Genomic DNA, 23,025 nt, shown 5'->3' with positions numbered 1-23,025 from the left:
CTGAAAATTTCCGGTGTTCCATTATTTTCGCGAAACGGCTTGAATCATTGTTGCCGCGATGCCACCCTCGCTCGAAGAAGCGCGGCATGCCGGGCGGCAGAGTCACTCCCGGCCGGCACCGGCCCGTCGCGGAGGAAACCTTCGCGCCGCTCGCGGCTTGGATCAGCGCCTTGGATCACCGCCTTGGATCAGCGGTCCGCACCGGGCCGGGTTGAGGGAGACCCTTCAGAGCATGGCCAGCCTCAGCGTCGCGATCGCGTTCGGCGTCCGCCTGCTCCTCGTGCTGCTGTTCCTGCCGTTCAGCGCCCTCGACAAGATCCTGAACTTCAGGGGCGCGGTCGGGCAGGCGCGGCAGGCCGTGCACGCCACCGCGCCCGCGGCGGCGCTGATCCTGATCGGGCTCTGCGTCGAGATCGGGATGTCGCTGTGCATCCTGACCGGGACCGCCGACCGGGCCGCCGCCTTCGTGCTCGCCGGCTATTGCGGGGTGACGGCGCTGCTGTGGAAGCAGTTCTGGGTGCCGGGGGATTTCTGGGCCGGGGGCAGGGGCCGCGAGCTGTTCTGGGACTTCCTGAAGAACTTCGCGCTGGCGGGCGGCTTCCTGCTCATCACCTTCGGCACCGGCGCCGGGACGGTCCAGGACTTCCTCGCCGATCCGCTCGGATCGACCCATCCCTACGCGATCGCCGACCGGGCCCGGCCGTAGCGGGGCGCGGTCTGCGGGGCTTGGCGCGGCGGGGCTTGGCGCGGCGGGGCCCTCAGCCCCTCAGAGCCCCTCAGCCCTTCGGCACGGTGGCTTCCATGGACGGGCGGCGCTCGAACTCCGCGTACCAGGCGGCGACCGCCGGGCGGCCCTCCCGCCACGCGAGATCGGGGAAGCGCAGGTCCAGGTAGCCGAGCGCGCAGCCCAGCGCGACCGTGCCGATATCCAGCGCCGGCATCCCGCCGACCAGGCTCTCGAACCGGTCCAGCGCCGCGCGGATCTTGCCGACCTGACCGGCTTCCCAGGCGTCCCAGCGCCGGGGCTCGGGACGCAGCACCCGCTCGTAGCGGGTGAGCAGCGCCGCATCGAGCAGGCCGTCGGCGAGCGCCTGCCGGGTCAGCGCGTCCCAGCGGGCGGCGCCCTCGGGGAACAGGCGCGGGCCGGCGGAGAGGTTGTCGAGATACTCGCAGATCACCCGGCTGTCGTAGAGGGCTGTGCCGTCCTCCAGCACCAGGGCGGGGATCTTGCCCAGCGGATTGTGGGCGGCGACCTCCGCGGAGGGGCCGGTCGGCGAGGCCCCCGCGACGGTGACGGTGATCCGGTCGATCAGTCCCGTCTCGTGGGCGAGGACCAGCACCTTGCGGGCGTAGGGAGAGGCGGGGGAGTAGAGGAGCTTCATCGGACCGTCCCGGTTTGGTCTCAGGCGCCGTGATCGCGGCGCCGGGACCTTGCACCGATACCGCGGGGAATCCAGTCCCCGGCGCCCCGCCGGAGGCTCAGACCTTCCGGGTCACCCTGGAGCCGGCATGGACCACCCGGCTGCGGCTCCGGCCCGAACTCGGGCGTCGCACCCGCACCCGCTGGCGCCAGACGAGGATGGCGCTCGCCACCCGATCGAGGACGAGCATGCACAGGCTGCCGACGATGGCGAGCACGCAGGCGGCCCCGATCAGGACGCCCCAGATCCCGGGGGCCGGGATGATCATCAGGCACAGGAGACCGAAGACGGCCGCGCCAGGTATCCACTTCGCCATCGCGCCGTCCGCCTGAACCAAGGGTGTCGCTCGGGCACAAGCTGCACCGAGACCCTTAAGAGGGTTGGTTCGACTGGTGTGTAGGCGAATAGTTTCGTCTCTAGAAGATATGAATCTGTCAGTCTCGGTTTATGTACGGTAAATACGGCGGTGAATATGGTCGGTCATCGGCGTCCCGGGACCTGATCTCAATCCACCAGCGACAAGGTCCGTCCGGCGCTGACCAGATGGTAGAAGCGGCCGTCGAACATCTGCATCACCGCCTCGGTGGCGGCGTGCGATTCCGGGCGGATCGACGAGGCGAGGCAGGCGTCCAGGGCCGCCTGGTCGGGGAAGTCCATCTCCAGGATCATGGCGATCGGCCGCGCGTCGTCGTCCTTGGAGACGAGGCGCTGGACCCGCACGGCGGTGACGCCCGGGAACCGCCGCCAGAACGGCTCCAGCTCGTCCCGGACCCGGCGGAAGAACTCCTCCTCCCGCCCGTCGCGCACCGTGCCCTCGTAGATCGCGGTCCTGGTCAGCATCGGCCGTCCCCCGGAAGTCCCCGTCAAACCCCCGGGTCAACCGCCGGCGGCGGGGATCGCTCCCCGCGATGATCCGGCAGCGCTCCGGCAGCGCTCCGGCGGTGACAACGCGCACCGGCTGTCGGCGGAATCGGCCGCCGGCGGGACGGACGGGCTTCTCCCCCGCGGCCGGTCGGCGTATCCAGGGACAGCCCATCGTGACGATGCGGGAGAGACCGGGATCTTCCCAGCAGAGGGGACCCGGCGCCGACGGAGCAACCGCCCCGGAAACTCTCAGGCACCGGAACCGTGTCGTCAGGGCGATCTGGAGAGTGGTGCAGCGGGCTGAAACCGTGGGCACCCGCCGAAGGGGACGTCCGTGCCTCGCCTCGCCAGGGCAGGTCGGATCAAGCTCTCAGGCACCGGGACAGATGGGGCGCGCAACCGGCCGACCGCTCGAGGGCGGCCTCCACGCGTCCAGTCCCGGAGTCCAAGCTCATGACCCACATCGCCGTGATCGGCGCCGGCATCACCGGCGTGACGACCGCCTACGCGCTCGCCCAGCGCGGCTACCGCGTCACCGTCCTCGACCGGCAGCGCTACGCCGCCATGGAGACCTCCTTCGCCAATGGCGGCCAGCTCTCGGCCTGCAACGCCGAGGTCTGGAACAAGCTCTCCACGGTGATGCAGGGCCTGCGCTGGATGCTGCGCCGGGACGCGCCGCTGCTGATGAATCCCAAGCCCTCCTGGCACAAGCTGTCGTGGATGGCCGAGTTCGTCCGCGAGATCGCCCATTACCGGGAGAACACCGTGGAGACGGTGCGGCTGGCGCTGAAGGCCCGGGAGGCCCTGTTCGCCATGGCCGAGGCCGAGGGGATCGACTTCGACCTGAAGACCCGCGGCATCCTGCACTTCTACCGGGACCGGGCGAGCTTCGAGAAGGCGACCGCCGTCAACGCCCTGCTGCGGGAGGGCGGCCTGGAGCGCTACGCCGTGACCCCCGAGGAGATCCGGGCGATCGAGCCGACGCTGGCCGGGCGCTACCACGGCGGCTTCTTCACGCCCTCGGACGCCACCGGCGACATCCACAAATTCACCCGCGGCCTCGCGGCCGCCTGCGCGCGCAAGGGCGTCCGCTTCGTCCAGGACGCCAGCGTCGAGACGATCGCGCCCGGGGAGGGGGGCTACGCCGTCGGCTGGCGCGAAGCGGGCCGGCCGGCCGGCGACGCGCGGGTCCTGCGGGCCGACGCGGTGGTGGTCTGCGCGGGCTGCGCCAGCCGGCACTTCGCGGCGATGCTGGGCGACCGGGTCAACGTCTACCCGGTGAAGGGCTACTCGATCACCGTGAACCTGCTGACCCCGGAGGCGCAGGCGGCGGCCCCGGAGGTGAGCATCCTCGACGAGGCGGCCAAGATCGTCACCAGCCGCCTCGGCGACGAGCGCCTGCGGGTCGCCGGCACCGCCGAGTTCAACGGCTTCAACCGCGACATCCGCCACGACCGGATCGAGCCGCTGGTCGACTGGACCCGCGAGCAGTTCCCGCGCGTCGACACCGACCGGGTGGTGGCCTGGAGCGGGCTGCGACCGATGCTGCCGACCATGCTGCCCAAGGTCGGCCGCGGCCGACTGCCCGGACTCTTCTACAACACCGGGCACGGCCATCTCGGATGGACCCTCTCGGGCGCCACCGCCGAGCTCGTCGCCGGGGCGGTCGCCGCCGAGCACGCCCCGGAGCCGACGATCCTGCCGCTCGCGGCCTGACCCGGGTCTCCGAAGGGCCCGAGGCCCTTCGGCAGGTCGTCAGGGGGAGCCCTGACGCGCAGCGCGGCGCGCCGTCCCATCCTCGAACAGGGGGCGCGCCGTCGAAGATTATTTTGTATTCTCTTTCCGAACCACCCCGGAACCCGAGCCGCGATGCCCTCGTCTCCCGCCTATCTCGACCCCGCGACCGGGGCGACCTACCCGATCGAGACGCCGCGCTGGCGCTCCGAGACGGGCGGTCCGCTGATGATCACCGACCTGCCGGGAATCGGGCGGGCGGAGATCGACACGGGCCGGCGCTCCCTCTGGCGCTACGCCGCCGCCCTGCCGGTGGCGGTGGCCGACCCGGTCACGCTGGGCGAGGGCTGCACCCCGCTGGTGCGCCGGCCCTGGCGGGGCGGCCACGCCCATTTCAAGCTCGAGTGGTTCGCGCCCTCCGGCAGCTTCAAGGACCGGGGCGCCGCCGTGATGCTGTCGATCCTGCGCCAGCAGGGGATCGACGCGGTGCTGGAGGATTCCTCCGGGAACGGCGGCGCCGCGGTGGCGACCTACGCGGCGGCCGCCGGGATGCGGGCCAAGATCCTGGTCCCGGCCTCGACCTCGCCGGCCAAGACCGTCCAGATGCGGGCCGCCGGTGCCGAGGTCGAGCTGGTGCCCGGCACCCGCCAGGACACCGCCGACGCGGCCGTCGCCCAAGCGGAGTCGATCTTCTACGCCAGCCACAACTGGCAGGCCCATTTCCTCCAGGGCACCAAGACGCTGGCCTACGAGCTGTGGGAGGATCTGGGTTTCACCGCGCCCGACGCCGTGATCATCCCGTGCGGGGCCGGCAGCAACATCCTCGGCTGCGATATCGGCTTCTCGGAGCTGCTGCGCCGGGGGGCGATCGCCCGCCTGCCGCGGCTCTACGCGGTCCAGCCGGCCCATTGCGCCCCCCTGCACGCGGGTTTCGAGGCCGGCGCCGCGGATTTCGTGCCGGTCACCCCGCGCCCGACGCTGGCCGAGGGCGCCTCGATCGCCCAGCCGGTCCGCGGCCGGGAGGTGCTGGCGGCGCTCCGCCGGTCCGGCGGCGGCACCGTGGCGGTCTCCGAGGAGGCCATCGAGGCCGCCCTGATGGAGCTCGCCCGCTCGGGCCTCTACGTCGAGCCGACCTGCGCCATGGCGGCGGCGGCGCTCACCGACCTCACCGCGCGCGGCGCGATCCGGCCCGGGGAGACCACCGTGGTGGTGCTCACCGGCACCGGCATCAAGGCGACGCCGCGCATTGCCGAGCTTCTGGGCCTCGCCCCGTAATCCCGGCCCCCACGAGATCCGCACGCGTTCAGGAGGACACACCATGCGCAACAACATCCCCGCCACCGTCGGGATGCCGGTCGAGGAGGTGGACACCCCCTGCCTGCTGGTCGACCTCGACGCCCTCGAGCGCAACGTCGACACGCTCGGACGCTTCATGAAGGCGCACGGCCTGCGCCACCGGGCGCACGCCAAGACCCACAAGTCGTCCGACATCACGGTCCTGCAGATGGAGCGGGGCGGGGCCTGCGGCGTCTGCTGCCAGAAGGTCAGCGAGGCCGAGGCGCTGGTGAGCGCGGGCATCCGCGACGTGCTGGTCTCCAACCAGGTGGTGGCGCCGAAGAAGATCGAGCGCCTCGCGGCGCTCGCCACCCGGGCGCGGGTGCTGGTCTGCGTCGACGACCTCGGCAATGTCGACGACCTCTCGGCGGCGGCGGTCCGGTACGGCGTCACCCTCGAGTGCCTCGTCGAGATCGACGTCGGCGCCGGCCGCTGCGGCGTCGCGCCGGGCGAGCCCGCCGTGGCGATCGCGAAGAAGATCGCGGCGGCGCCGGGCCTGCGCTTCGCGGGCCTGCAGGCCTACCAGGGCAAGGCCCAGCACGTGCGCGATTTCGGCGAGCGGAAGGCCCTGATCCAGACGGCGATCGACGAGACGAAGCGCACCGTCGACCTGCTCAAGGCCGAAGGGCTCGACTGCGCCATCGTGGCGGGGGCCGGCACCGGCAGCTTCGCCATGGAGGGCGGCAGCGGCGTCTACAACGAGCTGCAATGCGGCTCCTACGTCTTCATGGACGCGGACTACCAGCGGGTGAAGGACGCGGACGGGCGGCCGATCGCGGAGTTCGAGAACAGCCTGTTCATCTACACGGCGATCATGAGCAAGGCGAAGGCGGACGTCGCGATCTGCGATGCCGGCCTGAAGGCGCAGAGCATCGACAGCGGCCTGCCGGTGGTCTTCGGCCGGGACGACGTCGAGTACGTCAAGTGCTCGGACGAGCACGGGGTGATCAGCGATCCCGGCAACGTGCTGAAGCTCAACGAGCGCCTGAAGTTGATCCCCGGCCATTGCGACCCGACGGTCAACGTCTACGACTGGTATGTCGGCGTGCGTAACGGCCGCGTCGAGGCGATCTGGCCGGTCACCGCCCGCGGCATGACGTTGTAACGGGATTCCGAAGGGCCGAGGCCCTTCGGCGGGGCGTCGGGGCGGCGCCCCGACATCGGGCTCCGCCCGATACCCGCGAAAGGTCTCGACCTTTCGAAACCATGACTTGGGAGGTCCCTGAATCCATGCGCTTCATCTCCGAGGAGGACTCCGCCGCCCTGGTCGATCACGCCATGGCGTTCGACGCGGCCCGCGCGGCGCTGATCGCCGCGGTGGCGCCGGGGACCACCCTGTTCCCGGCGGTGCTCGGCCACGGCTCGGAGCCGACCAACCGGTTCTCGATCAAGTCGGGCTCCACGGCGGACTATGCCGGCCTGAAGGTCGGCTCGTTCTGGCCCGGCAACCCGGACCGGGGCCTGCCCCGGCACAATTCGGTGATCCTGCTGTTCGACCAGGCCGTCGGCCGGGTCGACACGGTGATCGAGGCCGGCCGGGTGAACGCCTACCGGACCGCCGCCGCCGACGCGGTGGCGGCGAGCGTCCTGGCGCGGCCGGACTCGGCGGTGCTGGCGGTGTTCGGGGCCGGCAACCAGGCCGAGTTCGAGTGCGCGGCGCTCGCCCGGATCCTGCCGATCCGGACGGTGCTGGTCGTCGCCCGGGACGCCGCCAAGGTCGCGGGCTTTGCCGAGCGCCTGGCGGGGCAGGGGGCCTCGGGGATCGACGTGCGGGCGGCCGCACCCCGGGAGGCCTGCGCGGCGGCCGACGTGATCGTCACGGCGACGCCGGCCCGCGCGCCGCTGTTCGAGGCCGACTGGGTCCGCCCCGGCACGCACGTCGCCGCCATGGGCGCGGACGCGAAGGGCAAGCAGGAGCTGCCCCCCGCCCTGCTGGAGCGGGCCGCCCTGTTCTGCGACCTGCCGGAGCAGTCGCGCACCATCGGCGAGTTCCAGCACGCCTCCGCGGACGCCCAGGCCGGAATGCGGGCGCTCGGCGACGTGCTCCGGAGCGGGGAGGGGGGCCGGACGGATCCGGAGGCGATCACCGTGTTCGATTCCTCCGGCATCGCCCTGCAGGACCTGACCATCGCCCGGGCGATCCTCGCCAAAGCCGACGCGCGCCTGTAGGGGGAGGCCGGCGCCGGCCCTCCCCGCCCCGGCGGAGGACGGCATGCAGGACAGGCAGATCCGGGTCATCGGCATCGGCACGGGCGATCCCGAGCACCTGACTCTCCAGGCGGTGCGGGCGCTCGCCGACGTCGACGCGGTGTTCGTCCTCGACAAGCGCGCCGAGACCGCCGACCTCGTCGCGATCCGCCGCCGGATCTGCGCGGCCCATATCGCCAAGCCACACCGGTTCGTCACCGTCGAGGACCCGCCCCGGGAGCGCCGCCCGGCCGATTACGGGCGCACGGTCGAGGCCTGGCACGCGGCCCGGGCCGAGCGGCTGGAGGCGGCCTTCGCGGCCCATCTCGGGGCCGGGGAGGTGGGGGCGATCCTGGCCTGGGGGGACCCGGCCCTCTACGACAGCGTCCTGCGCATCCTCGACTACATCCTGGCCCGCGGGCGCGTACCGTTCCGGCGCCTCGTCGTGCCCGGGCTGTCCAGCGTGCAGGTCCTCGCCGCCCGCCACGGCGTCCCGCTGAACGGCATCGGCGGGTCGGTGCTGATCACCACCGGCCGGCGCCTCGCCGCGGGGTGGCCGGCGGAGGCGGAGAGCGTCGTGGTGATGCTCGACGGCGACCCGGCCTTCGCGCATCTCGACCCGGACCTGACGATCCACTGGGGCGCCTATCTCGGCAGCCCGGACGAGATCCTGGTCTCGGGCCGGCTGGGCGACGCGGGCGAGGAGATCCGCCGGGTCCGCGCCGAGGCCCGGGCCCGGCACGGCTGGATCATGGACATCTACCTGCTGCGCCGTGACCGCGCCGCCACGGACAGGGCCGGCGCGGCCGGCTAGACCGCCGCCATGCTGCGCCTGCGGGACTACCAGCGCGCCAGCCTCGACGCGCTCTCGGCCGCCTGGGCGCGGGGAGGGGCGGACGACGCGGCGCCCGGCCACCTGATCGTGCTGCCCACCGGGGCGGGCAAGGCGCTCGTGATCGCGGCGCTGGCCCGGGAAACCCTGGAGGAGAACCCCCTCGCCCGGGTGGCGATCGTCACTCACAGCCGCGAGCTGGTCGCCCAGAATTTCTCCGAGCTGACCCGGTCCTGGCCGGGGGCGCCGGCCGGGATCTTCTCGGCCGGGCTCCGGCGGCGGGAGGCCGGGGCGCAGGTGCTGGTCTGCGGCATCCAGTCGGTGGCCGACCGGCTCGACACGGTGGGCCCGCGCGACCTCGTGATCGTCGACGAGGCCCACCTGATCCCCCGCGCCGCCGATACCCGCTACGGCCGCTTCCTGGCTGGCCTGCGCGCGCGGACCCCCGGGCTGCGGGTGGCGGGCTTCACGGCCACGCCCTACCGGCTCGATTCGGGCCGGCTCGACGAAGGCGAGCACCGGCTGTTCTCCGGCATCGCCTACGAGGCCGACACGTTCACGCTGATCCGGCGCGGCTTCCTGGCGCCCCTCGTCTCCAAGGCGACCCTCACCCAGCTCGACGTCTCGGGCGTCGGCCGGCGCGGGGGCGACTACATCCCGGGCGAGCTGGAAGCGGCGGTCAACCGCGACTGGATCACCCGGGCGGCGGTCGCGGAGCTCGCGGAGTACGGGCGTGCCCGCCGGGCCTGGCTCGCCTTCTGCGCCGGCCTCGCCCACGCGGAAGCCGTGCGCGACGCGGTGCGGGCGGAGGGGTATTCCTGCGAGAGCGTCTCGGGCGAGACACCCCGCCGGGAGCGCGACCGGATCGTGGCGGCGTTCCGGGCAGGAAAAATCCGCTGCCTGACCTCGGTGGGCGTGCTCGGGACCGGTTTCAACGTGCCCGAGGTCGATCTCGTGGCGCTGCTGCGCCCGACCCGCAGCACCGGCCTCTACGTGCAGCAGGTCGGCCGGGCGCTGCGCTGCGCGCCCGGCAAGGCCGACGCGCTGATCCTCGATTACGCCGGTCTGGTGCGGATGCACGGGCCCGTGGACGCCGTGACGGTCCGGAGCGCCACCCAGGGACTGGGCGGGGCAGGGGCCCCGCGCGCCAAGCCCTGCCCCGGCTGCGGCGCCCTGATCGCGCTGAACGCCTCCACCTGCGAGGCGTGCTGGACCGAGCCGGAGGCGGACCCGGACGCCGAGGCCCCGCACGAGGCCGCCGCAGACGACGAGCTGGCGATCCTCTCGGCGGATCCCGGGCTGCCCGGTCCCGAGCCGGCGGGCCCTGCCCCGGTGGCGGAGGTCGGCGGGCAGGAGGCTGCTCGGCAGGAGGCCGCCTGGCATCCGGTCACGGCCCTGAAGCTCGAGGCCGCACCCGACGGGCTCGACCTCGTCCTCGGCTGGCGGGACGGCCCCGCCGAGGCGGCGTGGCGCGTCCGCCTGCGGCCCGAACGCAGCGGCTACGAGCGGGAGAAGGCGGTGTCCTGGTGGCGCGGCCTCGGCGGCGGCCGGGACGCGCCGATGAGCGCCGCGGAATTCCTGGAGCGCGCCGCGCTCCTGGCCCGGCCGGCCTCGATCCGGATCCGGCCGGGCCGGCTGTCGGAGCATATCGACTGTCGGACCCGGGATGGCCGGATCCTCGGCGACGTGCGCCGCCTGGGCGGGCGCGCCGCGTGAGGCGGCGCGAGTCGCGGCGGGGAGGGGGCTCGGACCGCCCTCGCCCGATCCGGATGCCGCCGAGCCGAGCGGGCCTCGACGCCGGGCCGCACCGCCCGGATCCGGAGGCGGCCGGAGACGAGCTCCCATCCGGGCTCGCAGCCGGCCACTCACAGTGGCTCAGCCGGCGGACCACCCCTCACCCGGCCCGATCTGCTCGTTGCATTCCATAATATATCTTATGCGAACAACGGGGCAGGTGTGGGGGCAGGTGTGGGGGCAGGTGTGGGGGCTGGGTTGTCGGGTGCTGGGCGCCTCGGCCTGGAGGCCGCGCGGTTGGATCAGGGCTGCTGATCGGACGTCAGGTCGAGGCCGCAGGGTTGAAAGGCCGCGGGCCGCCGCCGGGCATGTTCGGCTCCGACCCGGGCCGCGACGCGCCCGTCGTCGCGCGCGACGCGGCGTGATCGCCACGGCGGGCGCGGGGACGAAGGGGCCGACGGGCGCCGAAGTCCGACGCTCCCGGGCAGGGCGGTCGGGTCAGGGGCCGGAGGCCCCTCCCCGCGGCGGACGGACTGGAACGACGCACGGCCGAGCGCTGCCGCGGCGCTCCGGCTAGCTCAGCGTCGCGCGCGGTGGCTGCCCGGCTCTTCGGGCGTGGCCGCCCGCGCACCCGGCGGCGGCGATCTCCGACGCGCCCGGCGCGGTCCTGTCAGCGCGGGCGAGGGCACCTGCGCGTCCGGCCGGGCTCACCGGTCCCCTGCCCTGCCTGTCGGACCTGCCTGTCTGACGGCTCCCGAGCCGGATGGCCAACCCGGCGGGGCCATCCAGGCCGGCGGTGCGCGCACCGCGTCAGCGCATCACCGACACGCTGGTCAGCCAGAGCCGGCAGAGCCGCGGACAGAGGGCGACCGGCGCCTCCGACCGGCCGATCCCGAAACCGTGGCCGCCGACCGCGAAGCGGTGGTACTCGACCGGCACGCCCGCTGTGCGGCAGGCCGCGTCCAGGATGCGGCTGTGCTCCGGGCTGATGACCGCGTCGTCGTCCGCCTGCACGAGGAACAGTGTCGGGCAACCGGACCGGATATGGGTCTGGAGCGACCAGTCCCGGCTCGCCGCCGGGCTCGGGGTCTCGCCGACGAGGGAGCGCCGGGTGGTCGTGCGGTCGTAGGGCGGCTCCAGGCTCACCACGGGGTAGATCAGCGTCGCGAAGTCGGGCCGCGCCGACAGGTCGTCGGCCGCGTCGACGGGGTCGTAGGCCCGGAACGCGGAGCGCGCGGCGATGAGGCCGCCGAGGTGCCCGCCGGCGGAGAAGCCGAGTACGCCGACGCGGGCCGGGTCGATCCGGAAGCGCGCGGCCGCGGCGCGGATCAGGCGCAGGGCCCGCTGCCCGTCCTGGAGCGGCGCCAGGGGGCCCGCCGCCCAGCCCTCACCCGGGGCAGGCGGTAGGTGAGCACGAAGGCCGTGATGCCCTGCGCGGCGAGCCAGAGCGCGGCGGGGAGCGCCTCCTTGACCATCCCGATCCGGGCGTAGCCGCCGCCGCCGGCGACGACGACCGCCACGCCGGTCGGCGTCTCCGGGGCGTACACCTCCAGGACCGGCACGGCGACGTTCTTCACGGCGCCGCTGTCGTCGCGGACCGGCGGACCCTGCGGACCGCCGCCGCCCGGCGGCTCGCCCGGCCAGAGCGGGATCCGCTCCGGTGCCCCGACGGCGTCGGCCCCCCGCGCCGACAGGACGGCCGAACCCGCGGCCAGGGTGAGGAGCAGAGAGCGGCGGTCGGGCACGAAACCGGGCATGGGCCCCCTCGCGACGGGCGCGGTCCCGTGCGGCCCGGTAGGCAAGACCGCCGTGCCGGATCGGTTCCCGGTCGGGCGCCGGTCCGGGGCTACAGGACCCGCGGCAGCAGCCGGCCGAGGAGATCCCGCCCCGGGAACCGGACCGGCGGCATCCGCAGGTCCGGCGCCGGCTCATCGCCGGGGATCGGCCCCTCGGCGAAGCGGGCCCCGGCGGACCAGAACCCGTCCCGCCGCGTGCCGATCATGCCGAGCCCGACGGGCTCCCGCGTCGCGTCGGGGCGCAGCCGTCCCGCCGCCCAGACGCGCTGCCAGCACCGGCGCCGCGACAGGTCGGCGTCCCGCCAGCCCAGCCGCGCGTAGCCGGCCGCCGCGAAGACCCGGTCCCCGGCGAAGTCCTCCGGAATCCAAACCCAGCTCGAGAACACGTGGACCGTGTCGGCGCGGAAGCCGGCCGGGTCCACCGCCCGCGTGTAGGCGCTCAGAGCCGTCGCCCGGTGCCGGCCGACATGCCGGCGCAGGCGCCCCGGGAGCGCCAGCGCCTCCGGGAAGGCGGCGGCGTCGAGGCGGGTCGGTGCCGCGCCGCGCTCCAGCGCGTAGACGCTGTCCACGAGGTGCATCCAGGGTTCGAGATCGACCTCCCACGCCTGCTCCACCGGCGCGAACCGGCGGACCCGTCCCGCGATCAGCCGGTCGGCGACGCGCCGGGCGGGCTCGGGAACCCAGTCCGGCCCGGCCTCGGTCACGCGGAGCAGCGTCGCGGGCCCGTGCGCACGGACCGCCTCGGCCAGGCGGGCGAAATCGGCCTCGGGCTCGTCGCGGCCGACCTTGCGCACCAGGATCTTCGACCCGTCGGCGAGCTCGTCCAGCAGCTTGCGCTTGAGATGGGCCAGCCGGCCGTACTCCCGCTCCAGCAGCACCTCCGGCTCGATCGAGCCGGCCGGGTGCCCGGTATTCGCCCAGATGTTGTAGGCGACGCTGTGGCAGTAATAGGTGCCGCCGGAACTCACGGAGAGCCGCAGGTCGCCCGGCACGCCGAAATCCGCGAAGCCGCAGCGCAGGCCGCGGATCAGGTCCTCCATGGGCGTGTAGGAGAAGCGCAGCAGGCCGGAAGGCTCGACCCCGCCGTAGCGCTGCACGAACCCGAACTCGCAATTGTCGCCGAGGCTCCGAAAGGCGTGGAGCCGTTCGGCGAGGAGCGCCGCCGTCGTCCTGTTCTCGGTCACTGCATCCGCTCTGTCTCGCCGCGCCCGTCGCACCTCGATCGCGGCGGGGTAGGGCCATTGTCCAGTCCCCGCCCCGTCGTCGGGGCGCGCCCCACACTCAGCCGGCCGGGGGCGCCTCCGGGGTTACCTCCAGGGGCACTTCCAGGCGGAAGCAGGCCCCCTTCTCTCGGGCCGGGATCGTCAGGCTGCCGCCGAGCTGGCGCGTGAGGCTGCCGACCACCCGCATGCCCAGGCTCTTCGAGCTGCGCCCGATCTCGAACCCCGCCGGAAGGCCGATCCCGTCGTCGGCAACCTCGACCACGAGCCCCTCCGGCCGCCGCTCGGCGCGGACCCGGATCTCGCCGCCCGCCGGGTGCGTCTCGGTCGGGTAGGCGTATTTCAGCGCGTTGGTGACGAGTTCGTTGACCAGGAGGCCGATGGGAATCGCCCGGTCGGCCGAGATCCGCTGCGGGCAGGCCGTGCAGGTAAGCCGCTGACCCGGCACGCCGCTGGCGAGGTTGGCCACCAGCTTCTCCAGGAAGGGCGCGAGGTCGAGCTCGCCCGGCACCCCCTCCCCTTCACCCTCTACCTTGTCACCTTGCCGCCAGAGCTGGTCGTGCACGCCCGCGATCGCCTCGACGCGGCTGCGCGCGTCCGACAGAGCCGCCTGAACGGCGGGTTCCTCGGCGGCCCGGGCCTGCAGGGCCAGGAGGCTCGCCACGATGGCGAGGCTGTTCTTGACCCGGTGGCTCATCTCGCGGGCGAGCAGGTCCTGCCGGGCGAGGGCGGCCCGCAGCAGGCTCTCGGTGCGCTGGCGCTCGATGGCGCCGCCGAGCAGGTTGGCGAAGCCCTGCATGAAGGCGATGTCGGCCTCCGCGAACATGCCCTCGCGGGTATCGTCCACCTCCAGCACCCCGAAGGCGCCGTCTCGGTTCTCGATCAGCACGTTGATCGCCCGGCGGATGCCGTGCTCGGCCATGAGCTGCGGCGTGCGGAACCGGGTCTCGTCGGCGAGGTGGTTGGAGATCACAGGCCGGCCGGTCTTGAGGGCGAATCCGGCCGGGGAGGCGAGATCGGCCCCGATCCGGGCCTTGCCGATCACGTCGGGCCCCCAGCCGACACCGGCCCGGACCAGCAGGGTGTCGGCGCCGCGCCGATATTCCAGGGCCTTGCAGAACTCGGCGCCCATGCCCTGCGCGCACAGTTCCGCGGCCCGCTGCAGCAGGTGGTCGACGTCGGTGCCGCGCAAGGCCTCGACACCGAACTCCGACAGGATCGCCTGCTGGCGCAGGCGATAGTCGAGATCGGGCGGCGCGGGCGCGCGGCGCGGCTCGGGGCTCGGTTCCACTTCGGTCTGGTCGGTCTGCGGAGTCATGGAGGGCGGCAGGGTAGCAGGAAGGTGGCCCCGGCGCGAAGCGTCGTCGCCCGGAGGAGCGCACCCGTCCTCGCACCCGTCGCCGCGAGTGTCGTCGTACGTGTCGTCGCACGTGTCGTCGCACGTGTCGTCGCACCCCGGCGGCCGCCCGGACCCCCCGGCCCCGTACGGCGTTCGTCCGTCGAGCACGCTTCGACGAACGCGTGGAGAAACGCGCGGAGGAACGCACGCATGGCCGACGACCTGAACGGACTCTCCGACAAGGCCCTCTCGATCCTCGCCTTCGCGGCCTATCACCGGCTCGTCAGCGGCGAGACGGTCACCTCGGTGATCCGCCGTGACGGCGCCGGCCACGAGGCCGACCCGGAGGGCGTGAAGGAGCTGGAGGGGCGCGGCCTCGTCACCGCCGGCGAGAGCGCCATCGACCTCGGCGAGACCGCGCAGGCGGCGGTCGAGACGATGGTCACCGCCCTGCGCCGGGAGGTCGGCCGCTGAGTGCGGCATCCCGGCCGTGGAAACCCGGGAACGCGCCCGCCGCCGGGCGCCTTTCCCCGCATCCACGCCCTCATTCACGCTCATATCCACGATGGAGACGCGCATGACCGCCAAGGCGAAGGTGAAGACCGGGGACGACGTCACCTACAAATGGGGCAAGGGCACCGTCTCGGGTGAGGTGACCAAGGTCCACACGCGGGACGTGGAGAAGACCATCAAGGGCAACACGGTGAAGCGCGAAGCCTCGAAGGCCGAGCCCGCCCTCGAGATCAAGACCGCCAAGAGCAAGACCGTGCTGAAATCGGCCTCTGAGGTCCGGGTCAAGTCGGCGTAAGCGCGCAACCTTCGCGTGCCGTGATCTTGCGCACATCGCTTTCTGCTTAAGGTCTCGCCGGAAGCGGGGCGGCAGCTATCTGTAACGGTTCCAGCCTCGGTAGCCGGGACCCCCGCATGACCATTCCCCTCAGGCTCACCCTGAACGGGCAGCCGCGCGAGATCGCCCTCGACGATCCGCGCGTCACCCTCCTCGATCTCCTGCGCGAGCGCCTCGGTCTGACGGGCGCCAAGAAGGGCTGCGACCGCGGCCAGTGCGGCGCCTGCACGGTCCTGGTGGACGGGCGCCGGATCAACAGCTGCCTGACCCTTGCCGCGAGCCTCGACGGCGCCGAGATCCTGACCATCGAGGGGCTCGCCGAGGGTGACCGGCTGCACCCGGTCCAGGCGGCCTTCATCGCCCATGACGGCTTCCAGTGCGGCTTCTGCACGCCGGGCCAGATCATGAGCGCGGTCGGCCTGATCCGCGAGGGCCACGCCGGCACCGATCCGGAGCGCATCCGCGAGGGCATGAGCGGCAATCTCTGCCGCTGCGGCGCCTACGCGGGGATCCTGGACGCCGTGCAGGACGCGGCCGCCCGGACCTCGGAGCAGCGGGAGGACGCGGCGTGAGGACCTTCGACTACATCCGCCCCGCGAGCGTGCCCGAGGCCGTGGCGGCCGGCCAGCAGCCGGGCACCGCCTTCCTCGCCGCCGGCACCAATCTCGTCGACCTGATGAAGGGCGGTGTCGCCACCCCGGAGCGGGTCGTCGACATCACCCGCCTCCCCGGCCTCTCGGCCATCGAGCGGCTGCCGGACGGCACCGCCCGGGTCGGGGCCCTGGTCCGCAACAGCGACCTCGCCCACGACCCGGCCTTCGCCAAGGCCTACCCGATGGTGGCCGAGGCCCTGCTGGCCGGCGCCTCGGCGCAGCTGCGCAACGCCGCCACGGTCGGCGGCAACCTGATGCAGCGCACCCGCTGCCAGTACTTCACCGACGCGGTCTCGCCCTGCAACAAGCGCGCGCCCGGCTCCGGCTGCGCGGCCCTGGGGCACGCCACCCGCATCCACGCGGTCCAGGGTTGGAGCGAGCACTGCATCGCCACCCACCCGTCCGATTTCTGCGTGCCGCTCGCTGCCCTCGACGCGGTGGTCGAGATCGCCGGGCCGGACGGCGCCCGGGAGGTGCCGCTCACCGCGTTCCACCACCTCCCCGGCGACCACCCGGAGCGGGAGACCGAGCTGCGGCCCGGCGAGCTGATCACCGCCCTGCGCCTGCCCCCCGAGGCGGCCGCGTTCCGGGGCAACGCCCGCTACCTCAAGGTCCGCGACCGCACCTCCTACGCCTTCGCGGTGGTCTCGGCGGCGGCCGCCCTCACCCTGGAGGCCGGAGGCCGGATCGGCCAGGCCCGGCTCGCCCTGGGCGGGCTGGCGCTCAAGCCCTGGCGGGTGGCGGAGGCTGAAGCCGCGCTCGCCGGGCAGGCACCCTCCCCCGAGGCCTTCGCGAAGGCCGCCGAGGCCGCGCTCGCCGGCGCCAAGCCCACCGGTGAGGCCAACGCCTTCAAGGTCGAGCTCGCCCGCCGGGTGGCGATCCGCGCGCTGACCCAGGCCGCCGCGGGCACGCCCGCCCGGATCCCGGCCCTCCCCGCTTCCCCGTTCGGCATCGTCTGACCCTGCCCCCGGTCGGCGGCTCCAGGGCCGTCTTTGCGAGCGGAGCGAAGCAACCCAGGCGGCGCCACGATGCCCGGTGTCGCGCTGCCCTGGGTCACTTCGCTGCGCTCGTGATGACGGAGCGGGTCACCGCAACCGAAGGCTTCAACCGGAACCCTTTGAGGAGACCCGCATGACCGCGACCTCCACGCCTGCATCGAACCTTCCCGCCGGCGCGATCCGGCACGGCTCCAGCATCGGCCAGCCGCTGACCCGGCGCGACGGCCCGCTCAAGGTGACGGGCCAGGCCCGCTTCTCCGCCGACAACCTGCCGCCCGGAACCCTCCACGCGGCGCTCTGCGTCGCCCGGATCGCCCGCGGACGCGTCACCGGCCTCGACGTGGCCGCCGCGGAGGCGCATCCCGGCGTCGTCGCGGTGATGCGGCCGGGGCACGCCCCGACGCTCGCCAAGGACCCGGACGCCAAGGACGGGCCGTTCACGTTCCGCCTCGACCTCCTGCAGAACGACCGCGTCCGCTACGCCAACCAGCCCATCGCCGTGGTGATCGCCGAGACCCTGGAGGCGGCCACCGAGGGCGCCCGGCTGCTCGCCCCGACCTACGCGGCCGAGACGCCGCGGATCGGGCTCGATTCCGGCGAGGCCTTCACGCCGGATTCGGTCGGCGTCGGCGCGCCGCCCGTCGAGACGGACGGCGACGTCGAGGCCGGACTCGCGGCCGCGTCCAAGGCGATCGCCGCCACCTACGAGACGCCGGCCCAGTATCACAACGCCATGGAGCCCCACGCGGCGGTGGCGAGCTGGGACGGGGACCGGCTGACGCTGTTCATGCCGACCCAGGCGCTCGCCATGTCGCAGGCAAGGCTCGCCGGGCTGTTCGGCATCGGCCCCGACGACATCCACATCGAGAGCCCCTATCTCGGCGGCGGCTTCGGCTCGAAGGGCGTCCCCGCCGGGCCGCAGGTGCTCGCCTGCATGGCGGCGAAGCTCGTCGGCCGGCCGGTGAAGCTCGTCCCGACCCGGACCCAGATGTACGGCCCGATGGGCCATCGCGGACCGACCCGGCAGACCCTCCGGCTCGGCGCCGACGCCTCCGGCAAGCTGACGGCCCTCGACCACCACATCCGCACCGCCTCGTCGAGCTTCGACGACTTCTTCGAGCCGGCGGGCCGGGCGACCAGCACCCTGTACGCGAGCCCGGCCATCGCCATCCGGCACGAGGCCGTGCGCCTCGACACCGGCACGCCGCTGTTCATGCGCGCGCCCGGCGAGGCGTCCGGCAGCGTCGCCCTGGAGAGCGCGCTGGACGAGATGGCCCACGAGCTCGGCATGGACCCGCTGGAGTTTCGGCTCGCCAACTACGCCGAGGTCGAGCCAATCACCGGCAAGCCGTTCTCCTCGAAGGCCCTGCGGGACTGCTACCGGCGCGGCGCCGAGGCCTTCGGCTGGGCCGGTCGCCCGCTGCAGCCCCGCCAGACCCGCGACCGGGACGGGTTCCTGGTCGGCACCGGCATGGGCACCGCCACCTTCCCGGCGCTGATCTTCGAGGGGATGGCCCGGGCCGAGATCCGCGCCGACGGCACCGGCACGGTGGAGCTCGGGGCGATCGACATGGGCCAGGGCTCGTGGACGGCGCTCGCCCAGATCGCCGCCGACGGGCTCGGGATCGGGATGGACGCCCTCATCTTCCGGATGGGCTCGTCAGACCTGCCGAATGCCGGCATCGCGGGCGGCTCGGGCCACACCGCCACGGCGGGCGGCGCGGTCCACGCGGCGGCCGGCGACGTGATCCGGCAACTCGCGGAGCTCGCCACCAACGACCCCGCCTCCCCGCTCTACGGCGCCGGCAATGCCGGCGTGACCGCCGCGGGCGGGCGGCTGACCCGGCGCGACGACCCGGGCCGGAGCGAGTCCTTCACCGACATCCTCCGGCGGGCCGGCCGGTCGCGCATCGAGGGCCAGGGCAAGGCCGGCGCCGACCCGGCCGCGCAGGCCTCCTACGCCATGCACGCCCACGGCGCGGTCTTCGCCGAGGTGAAGGTCGATCCCGATCTCGGCCAGATCCGCGTGAGCCGCCTCGTCGGCGCCTTCGCGGCCGGCCGGGTGATCAACCCGCGCCTCGTCCAGAGCCAGTATTACGGCGGGATGATCTGGGGCCTGTCCTTCGCCCTGCACGAGCGGGCCGAGATGGATCCGCGCACCGGCCGCTTCCTCAACGACAACCTCGCCGAGTACCACGTGCCGGTGAACGCCGACGTGCCCGCCATGGAGGCGATCCTGGTCCACGAGGACGACGCGGTGGTGAACAACCTGGGCGTGAAGGGGGTCGGCGAGATCGGCATCACCGGCACGGTGGGCGCCATCGCCAACGCGGTCTGGCACGCCACCGGCGTGCGGGTCCGCGAGATGCCGATCACCCTCGACAAGCTGCTGGGCTGATCGAGCGCGTCGGTCGCGTGGAACTGGTCCCGGGCGCGTCGCGCCGCCCGGGTTTTTTTAGTATGGGGCATGCCACCCGGCGGCCGGCGGCCGCCGCAGCAGCGCGGAGACCGGCATGCCCCTCACCAGCGATATCGGCGGCGTCGTCCCGATCGCGCCGACCCCGTTCCATCCGGACGGCCGGATCGACGAGGTCTCCCTCGACCGGATGACCGACTTCTTCGGGGCGGCCGGCGTCGACGGCCTGACGATCCTCGGCCAGCTCGGCGAGGCCGGCAAGCTCGACCACGCGGAGGGAATCGCGGTGGCGCGGCGCGTCCTCGGGCGCACCCGGCTGCCGGTGATCGTCGGGGTCACGGCGCCGGGCTTCGCGGCCATGCGGTCGCTCGCCCGGGAGGTGATGGAGCTGGGCGCGGCCGGGGTGATGATCGCGCCGCCCAACACGCTCCGCACCGACGACCAGGTGGTCGGCTATTTTCGGAATGCCGCCGAGGCCGTGGGCCCGGACGTGCCCTTCGTGCTTCAGGACTATCCCCTCACCTTCTCGGTCCAGATGACCCCCGGCGTGATCCGCCGGATCGTGTCGGAGAACCCCTCCTGCGTGATGCTCAAGCACGAGGACTGGCCGGGGCTGGAGAAGATCTCGACGCTGCGCGGCTTCGAGGCGGACGGCTCGATGCGCCACATCTCGATCCTGGTCGGCAACGGCGGTCTGTTCCTCGATTTCGAGACCGAGCGCGGCGCCGACGGGGCCAATACCGGCTACGCCTTCCCGGAGATGCTGGTCGACGTGGTCCGCCTCGGCCGGGCCGGCGAGCGCGACGCCGCCCACGACCTGTTCGATGCCCACCTCCCCTATCTCCGCTACGAGCAGCAGCAGGGCCCGCTGGGGCTCGCGGTCCGCAAATACGTTTTCATGCGCCGGGGGATCTTCGCGTCCGACGCGCAGCGCAAGCCGTCGCTGGCGCTGACCGCGCAGGCGAAGGCCGAGGTCGAGTACCTGCTGGGCCGCCTCGCCCGCACCGACGCGCGGGCCCGGCTCGCGGCCTAGAACGCCCTGCCCTGCCCTGGCCTGCCCTGGCCGGAAGGCCGGGGCTTCGCCGAAGCCGCCTCGCCCGCTCCGGCGGGCGGGGCGCCACGGCTCACTCGAGCCTGAAGGCGATGACCGAGTCCCCCGGCGTGGTTCCGAGCGAGCCGTGCCCGCCCGCTGCGATCACCACGTACTGCCGGCCGTCCCTGCCGCGATAGGTCATCGGGGTGGCCTGGCCGCCGGCCGGCAACGTCGTGGACCACAGGATCTCCCCGGTCTGCATGTCGTAGCCGCGGATGCGGTCATCGAGCGTGGCGGCCGTGAACGCGACGCCGCCCGCCGTGGTCAGGGTGCCGCCGTGGGCCAGCATGCCCATCTCCAGGGGAAGCGGGACGGCCAGACCGCCGACCTTCTGCCCCGCGACCGTGCCGTTGCGGCGCTTCCAGGCGACGGTGCCGTCGGCGAGATTCACGCCGACGCGCATGCCCCAGGGCGGCGCGCTGCAGGGGATGCCGAGGGCGGAGCGCATGTGCGCGATCGAGATCGCGTAGCGGCCGCCGAGATTCTCGTTGACCGGGCTCGCCTCGGGATCGGCACCGAGGAGGCGCCTCTCCGGCTCGCCCGGCGGGCGCGGGAGCAGGCGGTAGATGTAGGGCAGGTATTGCGGCGTCGCGATCATCCAGTGATGGACCGGATCGACCGCCACCGACCCCCAGTTGAACACCCCGATATTGCCGGGCCAGACGATCGCGCCCTCCGACGCCTGGGGCGGCGTGAACGGGTTGCCGTCGTAGCGATTCGACCGGAAGGCGAGGCGGCACTGGATCTGGTCGAAGGGCGTGACGCCCCACATGCCGGCCTCCGTCAGCGGCGCCGGCGTGAAGCGGAGGGACGACATCGGCTGGACCGGGGACGGCGTCTCCCCCGGGATGTCGGTCCGGGTCGAGACCGGAACCTCGGAGACCGGTCGGACCGGAGCGCCGGTGCGGCGGTCGAGGACCCAGACGTTGCCGACCTTGGTGGGGATCAGGATCGCCGGCACCGTCCCCTCGCCCTGCGGCAGGGTGAGGAGGACCGGCTGGGACGGGTTATCGCGGTCCCACAGGTCGTGATACGCGGTCCGGAACGCCCAGCGCAGCGCGCCCGTTTCCAGATCCAGCGCCGCCAGGGCGTCGATGAGGGCCTCGTCCGCCTTCGACCGGGCCACGCCCACCTGATCGGGCGCCCGGTTGCCGAACGGCACGTAGACGAGCCCCAGCGCCTCGTCGGCCGAGAACTGCGTCCAGGCCACCGCCGAGTTGGGCTCGTACGACTCGCCGGGCCGCAGCGGCGCGGTCGCGTCGGGCTTGCCGGCGTCGAACTTCCAGACGATCGCGCCGGTGCGCACGTCGAAGGCGCGGATCACGCCCGAGGGGTTGTCCGCGTAGTAGTTGTCGGCGATCGCGCTGCCGAGGACGATGAGGTTCCGGGTCACCAGCGGCGCCGAGGTCTGCTGATAGGCGGCGCGCCGGAGGTTCGGCATCTGCGCCTTCAGGTCGACGAACCCGTCCGCCCCGAAGGTCCTGCACGGGGCGCCGGTCTCGGCGTTCAGCGCGTAGAGGCGGGCGTCGACCGAGGCCGCGATGATCCGGCGCGGGCACTCGGCGACCGCGGCCGCGACGGCGGCGGCCCGGTCGGCGTCGGTCTCGGCGGGCGGCGCGTAGCCGGCCGAGTCGTTGTAGGACACGCCGCGGCAGGTCTGGTGCTGGTACTGGCCGTCCCGCGCCATCTTCGGGTCGAAGGCCCAGACCAGCCGGCCGGTCTCGGGCTCCAGGGCCTGGACGATGTTGTGCGGCGTGCAGAGGTAGAGCAGCCCGTTCACCTTGATCGGCGTGGCCTCGAAGGTGAATTCCTTCGAATCCGCCCGGCTGTCGCCGCGCAGGTCGCCGGTATGGTGCTCCCAGGCCACGGCGAGGCCCCGGACATTGGTGGTGCCGATATCCGCCAGCGCCGAGTAGCGCTGGCCGAGATTGGTGCCGCCATAGGCGACCCAGTCGTCGGCCGGAAAGGGAACGCCGCTCGGATCGACGGCGGCCGGCCCCGCCCCCGCGACCTCCGGCAGGCTGCCCCGCGTCTCGACCGGGTCGACGAACCAGGACGCGGCGCCCGAGGCCGCGATCAGCAGCACGACGACCCGGAGGGCGAGCGGGCCGTTCCCGGGGCCGGGCCTCCAGGGCCGCGCCGGCGCGTCGCGCAGGCGCCGCACCACGGAGGGCAGGCAGAGCACGAGCCCGACGAGGAGGAGCAGGCCCCCGCGCGGGATCCATTGCCACTTGTCGAATCCGACCTCGCCGAGCGTCCACACGAAGGCCGCCGCCAGCACCAGGGCGTAGATCCGGAGGCCGTTCTGGCGTCGCCGGACCAGCTCGACGCCGGAGACCAGCACGCCCAAGCCCAGGGCGACGTAGAACCAGGACCCGCCCGCGAGGGCCAGTGTCAGACCGAAGCTCGCGAGGGCGAGCCCGAGCAGCGCGATCGACAGCGCTATCGTTCCGAGTGCCACGGCGGTGGTATCCGCTTCCTGAGCCGGCCGGTCACGGCGGCGCCGGAAGCTGAGCCCCCACGGCGCCGCCGCATGCCCGACGGCTTATCGCCGCC

Annotated in this window: 19 protein-coding genes, 1 pseudogene and 2 riboswitches; of the genes and pseudogenes, 13 read left to right on the top strand and 7 right to left on the bottom strand. The window is 73.4% G+C overall.

All coding sequences use genetic code 11. The annotated features are described in order from the left end of the window. Positions 1-232 precede the first annotated feature (232 nt). Positions 233-706 (top strand): DoxX family membrane protein, encoded by a 474-nt coding sequence (locus BLW78_RS05205; RefSeq protein ID WP_042673314.1) that lies wholly within the window; start codon positions 233-235, stop codon positions 704-706. 70 nt (positions 707-776) lie between these two features. Here BLW78_RS05205 and BLW78_RS05200 read toward each other — a convergent pair whose 3' ends face one another. The 3 genes from BLW78_RS05200 to BLW78_RS05190 form a co-directional block, all read right to left on the bottom strand. After that, complete coding sequence (locus tag BLW78_RS05200) at positions 777-1,382, bottom strand: glutathione S-transferase (RefSeq protein WP_091677285.1); 606 nt, start codon at positions 1,380-1,382, stop codon at positions 777-779. Between the two features lie 97 nt (positions 1,383-1,479). Beyond that, complete coding sequence (locus BLW78_RS05195; RefSeq protein WP_026605306.1) at positions 1,480-1,737, bottom strand: hypothetical protein; 258 nt, start codon at positions 1,735-1,737, stop codon at positions 1,480-1,482. 188 nt (positions 1,738-1,925) lie between these two features. Beyond that, the gene (locus BLW78_RS05190; protein WP_056529955.1) at positions 1,926-2,261 is read right to left on the bottom strand and encodes a hypothetical protein; all 336 of its coding nucleotides are present in this window, start codon (positions 2,259-2,261) and stop codon (positions 1,926-1,928) included. Between the two features lie 196 nt (positions 2,262-2,457). Next, positions 2,458-2,560: riboswitch (glycine riboswitch) on the top strand. 3 nt (positions 2,561-2,563) lie between these two features. Further along, positions 2,564-2,673, top strand: a riboswitch (glycine riboswitch). A gap of 65 nt (positions 2,674-2,738) precedes the next feature. On the opposite strand from BLW78_RS05190, the gene BLW78_RS05185 reads away from it, so the two are divergent. From BLW78_RS05185 to BLW78_RS05160, 6 genes are all read left to right on the top strand, one after another. Next, on the top strand, positions 2,739-4,001 hold the full coding sequence (locus tag BLW78_RS05185; protein ID WP_091677283.1) for a D-amino acid dehydrogenase: 1,263 nt from the start codon (positions 2,739-2,741) through the stop codon (positions 3,999-4,001). Positions 4,002-4,154: 153 nt separating this feature from the next. Beyond that, positions 4,155-5,294, top strand: coding sequence for a pyridoxal-phosphate dependent enzyme (locus BLW78_RS05180; RefSeq protein ID WP_091677280.1), 1,140 nt, complete (start codon positions 4,155-4,157; stop codon positions 5,292-5,294). A gap of 43 nt (positions 5,295-5,337) precedes the next feature. Further along, entirely contained in the window at positions 5,338-6,459 is a 1,122-nt protein-coding gene (locus BLW78_RS05175) for a DSD1 family PLP-dependent enzyme (protein ID WP_056529946.1), read from the top strand. A 125-nt stretch (positions 6,460-6,584) separates the two neighbouring features. Continuing rightward, complete coding sequence (locus tag BLW78_RS05170; RefSeq protein ID WP_091677276.1) at positions 6,585-7,523, top strand: ornithine cyclodeaminase family protein; 939 nt, start codon at positions 6,585-6,587, stop codon at positions 7,521-7,523. A gap of 43 nt (positions 7,524-7,566) precedes the next feature. Then, positions 7,567-8,355, top strand: a complete 789-nt coding sequence (cobF, locus tag BLW78_RS05165; protein ID WP_091677272.1) for a precorrin-6A synthase (deacetylating) — start codon at positions 7,567-7,569, stop codon at positions 8,353-8,355. A 9-nt stretch (positions 8,356-8,364) separates the two neighbouring features. Next, a complete protein-coding gene (locus tag BLW78_RS05160; protein ID WP_091677270.1) occupies positions 8,365-10,089 on the top strand; it encodes a DEAD/DEAH box helicase in 1,725 nt (574 codons plus the stop codon). An 828-nt stretch (positions 10,090-10,917) separates the two neighbouring features. Here the strand turns inward: BLW78_RS05160 and BLW78_RS05155 are convergent. The 3 genes and pseudogenes from BLW78_RS05155 to BLW78_RS05145 all read right to left on the bottom strand — a co-directional run bounded on the left by BLW78_RS05155 (position 10,918) and on the right by BLW78_RS05145 (position 14,441). Further along, positions 10,918-11,864, bottom strand: a pseudogene (locus tag BLW78_RS05155) (alpha/beta hydrolase). A gap of 89 nt (positions 11,865-11,953) precedes the next feature. After that, complete coding sequence (locus tag BLW78_RS05150; RefSeq protein ID WP_091677267.1) at positions 11,954-13,087, bottom strand: hypothetical protein; 1,134 nt, start codon at positions 13,085-13,087, stop codon at positions 11,954-11,956. 97 nt (positions 13,088-13,184) lie between these two features. Then, positions 13,185-14,441, bottom strand: coding sequence for a sensor histidine kinase (locus tag BLW78_RS05145; protein WP_026605307.1), 1,257 nt, complete (start codon positions 14,439-14,441; stop codon positions 13,185-13,187). Positions 14,442-14,672: 231 nt separating this feature from the next. On the opposite strand from BLW78_RS05145, the gene BLW78_RS05140 reads away from it, so the two are divergent. The 6 genes from BLW78_RS05140 to BLW78_RS05115 all read left to right on the top strand — a co-directional run bounded on the left by BLW78_RS05140 (position 14,673) and on the right by BLW78_RS05115 (position 20,409). Beyond that, positions 14,673-14,936 (top strand): hypothetical protein, encoded by a 264-nt coding sequence (locus BLW78_RS05140; RefSeq protein WP_020095533.1) that lies wholly within the window; start codon positions 14,673-14,675, stop codon positions 14,934-14,936. Positions 14,937-15,039: 103 nt separating this feature from the next. Continuing rightward, positions 15,040-15,270: a hypervirulence associated TUDOR domain-containing protein gene (locus tag BLW78_RS05135; protein ID WP_091677264.1), complete on the top strand. Its 231-nt coding sequence runs from the start codon at positions 15,040-15,042 to the stop codon at positions 15,268-15,270. Between the two features lie 116 nt (positions 15,271-15,386). Further along, the gene (locus BLW78_RS05130; RefSeq protein WP_091677262.1) at positions 15,387-15,881 is read left to right on the top strand and encodes a (2Fe-2S)-binding protein; all 495 of its coding nucleotides are present in this window, start codon (positions 15,387-15,389) and stop codon (positions 15,879-15,881) included. Further along, positions 15,878-16,921, top strand: coding sequence for an FAD binding domain-containing protein (locus tag BLW78_RS05125; RefSeq protein WP_091677259.1), 1,044 nt, complete (start codon positions 15,878-15,880; stop codon positions 16,919-16,921). Before BLW78_RS05130 ends, BLW78_RS05125 begins: the two co-directional genes overlap by 4 nt. Before the next feature lie 172 nt (positions 16,922-17,093). Beyond that, entirely contained in the window at positions 17,094-19,358 is a 2,265-nt protein-coding gene (locus tag BLW78_RS05120; RefSeq protein ID WP_091677256.1) for a xanthine dehydrogenase family protein molybdopterin-binding subunit, read from the top strand. A 115-nt stretch (positions 19,359-19,473) separates the two neighbouring features. After that, complete coding sequence (locus BLW78_RS05115; RefSeq protein WP_091677254.1) at positions 19,474-20,409, top strand: dihydrodipicolinate synthase family protein; 936 nt, start codon at positions 19,474-19,476, stop codon at positions 20,407-20,409. Between the two features lie 91 nt (positions 20,410-20,500). Here the strand turns inward: BLW78_RS05115 and BLW78_RS05110 are convergent, their stop codons facing one another. Continuing rightward, on the bottom strand, positions 20,501-22,930 hold the full coding sequence (locus BLW78_RS05110; protein ID WP_091677251.1) for a membrane-bound PQQ-dependent dehydrogenase, glucose/quinate/shikimate family: 2,430 nt from the start codon (positions 22,928-22,930) through the stop codon (positions 20,501-20,503). Between the last annotated feature and the right edge of the window lie 95 nt (positions 22,931-23,025).

Source organism: Methylobacterium sp. 275MFSha3.1 (assembly GCF_900108435.1).
In the GTDB taxonomy this organism is placed as follows: Bacteria; Pseudomonadota; Alphaproteobacteria; order Rhizobiales; family Beijerinckiaceae; genus Methylobacterium.
This window is presented reverse-complemented; position numbering and strand designations above follow the sequence as displayed.

What these genes read in the sequence shown, in the direction of transcription:
- BLW78_RS05120 (WP_091677256.1), top strand. Translation starts at nt 17,094, where the DNA reads ATGACCGCGACCTCCACGCCTGCATCGAACCTTCCCGCCGGCGCGATC.
- BLW78_RS05115 (WP_091677254.1), top strand. Translation starts at nt 19,474, where the DNA reads ATGCCCCTCACCAGCGATATCGGCGGCGTCGTCCCGATCGCGCCGACC.
- BLW78_RS05160 (WP_091677270.1), top strand. Translation starts at nt 8,365, where the DNA reads ATGCTGCGCCTGCGGGACTACCAGCGCGCCAGCCTCGACGCGCTCTCG.
- BLW78_RS05180 (WP_091677280.1), top strand. Translation starts at nt 4,155, where the DNA reads ATGCCCTCGTCTCCCGCCTATCTCGACCCCGCGACCGGGGCGACCTAC.
- BLW78_RS05200 (WP_091677285.1), bottom strand. Translation starts at nt 1,382, where the DNA reads ATGAAGCTCCTCTACTCCCCCGCCTCTCCCTACGCCCGCAAGGTGCTG.
- BLW78_RS05205 (WP_042673314.1), top strand. Translation starts at nt 233, where the DNA reads ATGGCCAGCCTCAGCGTCGCGATCGCGTTCGGCGTCCGCCTGCTCCTC.
- BLW78_RS05195 (WP_026605306.1), bottom strand. Translation starts at nt 1,737, where the DNA reads ATGGCGAAGTGGATACCTGGCGCGGCCGTCTTCGGTCTCCTGTGCCTG.
- BLW78_RS05175 (WP_056529946.1), top strand. Translation starts at nt 5,338, where the DNA reads ATGCGCAACAACATCCCCGCCACCGTCGGGATGCCGGTCGAGGAGGTG.
- BLW78_RS05170 (WP_091677276.1), top strand. Translation starts at nt 6,585, where the DNA reads ATGCGCTTCATCTCCGAGGAGGACTCCGCCGCCCTGGTCGATCACGCC.
- BLW78_RS05185 (WP_091677283.1), top strand. Translation starts at nt 2,739, where the DNA reads ATGACCCACATCGCCGTGATCGGCGCCGGCATCACCGGCGTGACGACC.
- BLW78_RS05140 (WP_020095533.1), top strand. Translation starts at nt 14,673, where the DNA reads ATGGCCGACGACCTGAACGGACTCTCCGACAAGGCCCTCTCGATCCTC.
- BLW78_RS05130 (WP_091677262.1), top strand. Translation starts at nt 15,387, where the DNA reads ATGACCATTCCCCTCAGGCTCACCCTGAACGGGCAGCCGCGCGAGATC.
- BLW78_RS05190 (WP_056529955.1), bottom strand. Translation starts at nt 2,261, where the DNA reads ATGCTGACCAGGACCGCGATCTACGAGGGCACGGTGCGCGACGGGCGG.
- BLW78_RS05135 (WP_091677264.1), top strand. Translation starts at nt 15,040, where the DNA reads ATGACCGCCAAGGCGAAGGTGAAGACCGGGGACGACGTCACCTACAAA.
- BLW78_RS05145 (WP_026605307.1), bottom strand. Translation starts at nt 14,441, where the DNA reads ATGACTCCGCAGACCGACCAGACCGAAGTGGAACCGAGCCCCGAGCCG.
- cobF (WP_091677272.1), top strand. Translation starts at nt 7,567, where the DNA reads ATGCAGGACAGGCAGATCCGGGTCATCGGCATCGGCACGGGCGATCCC.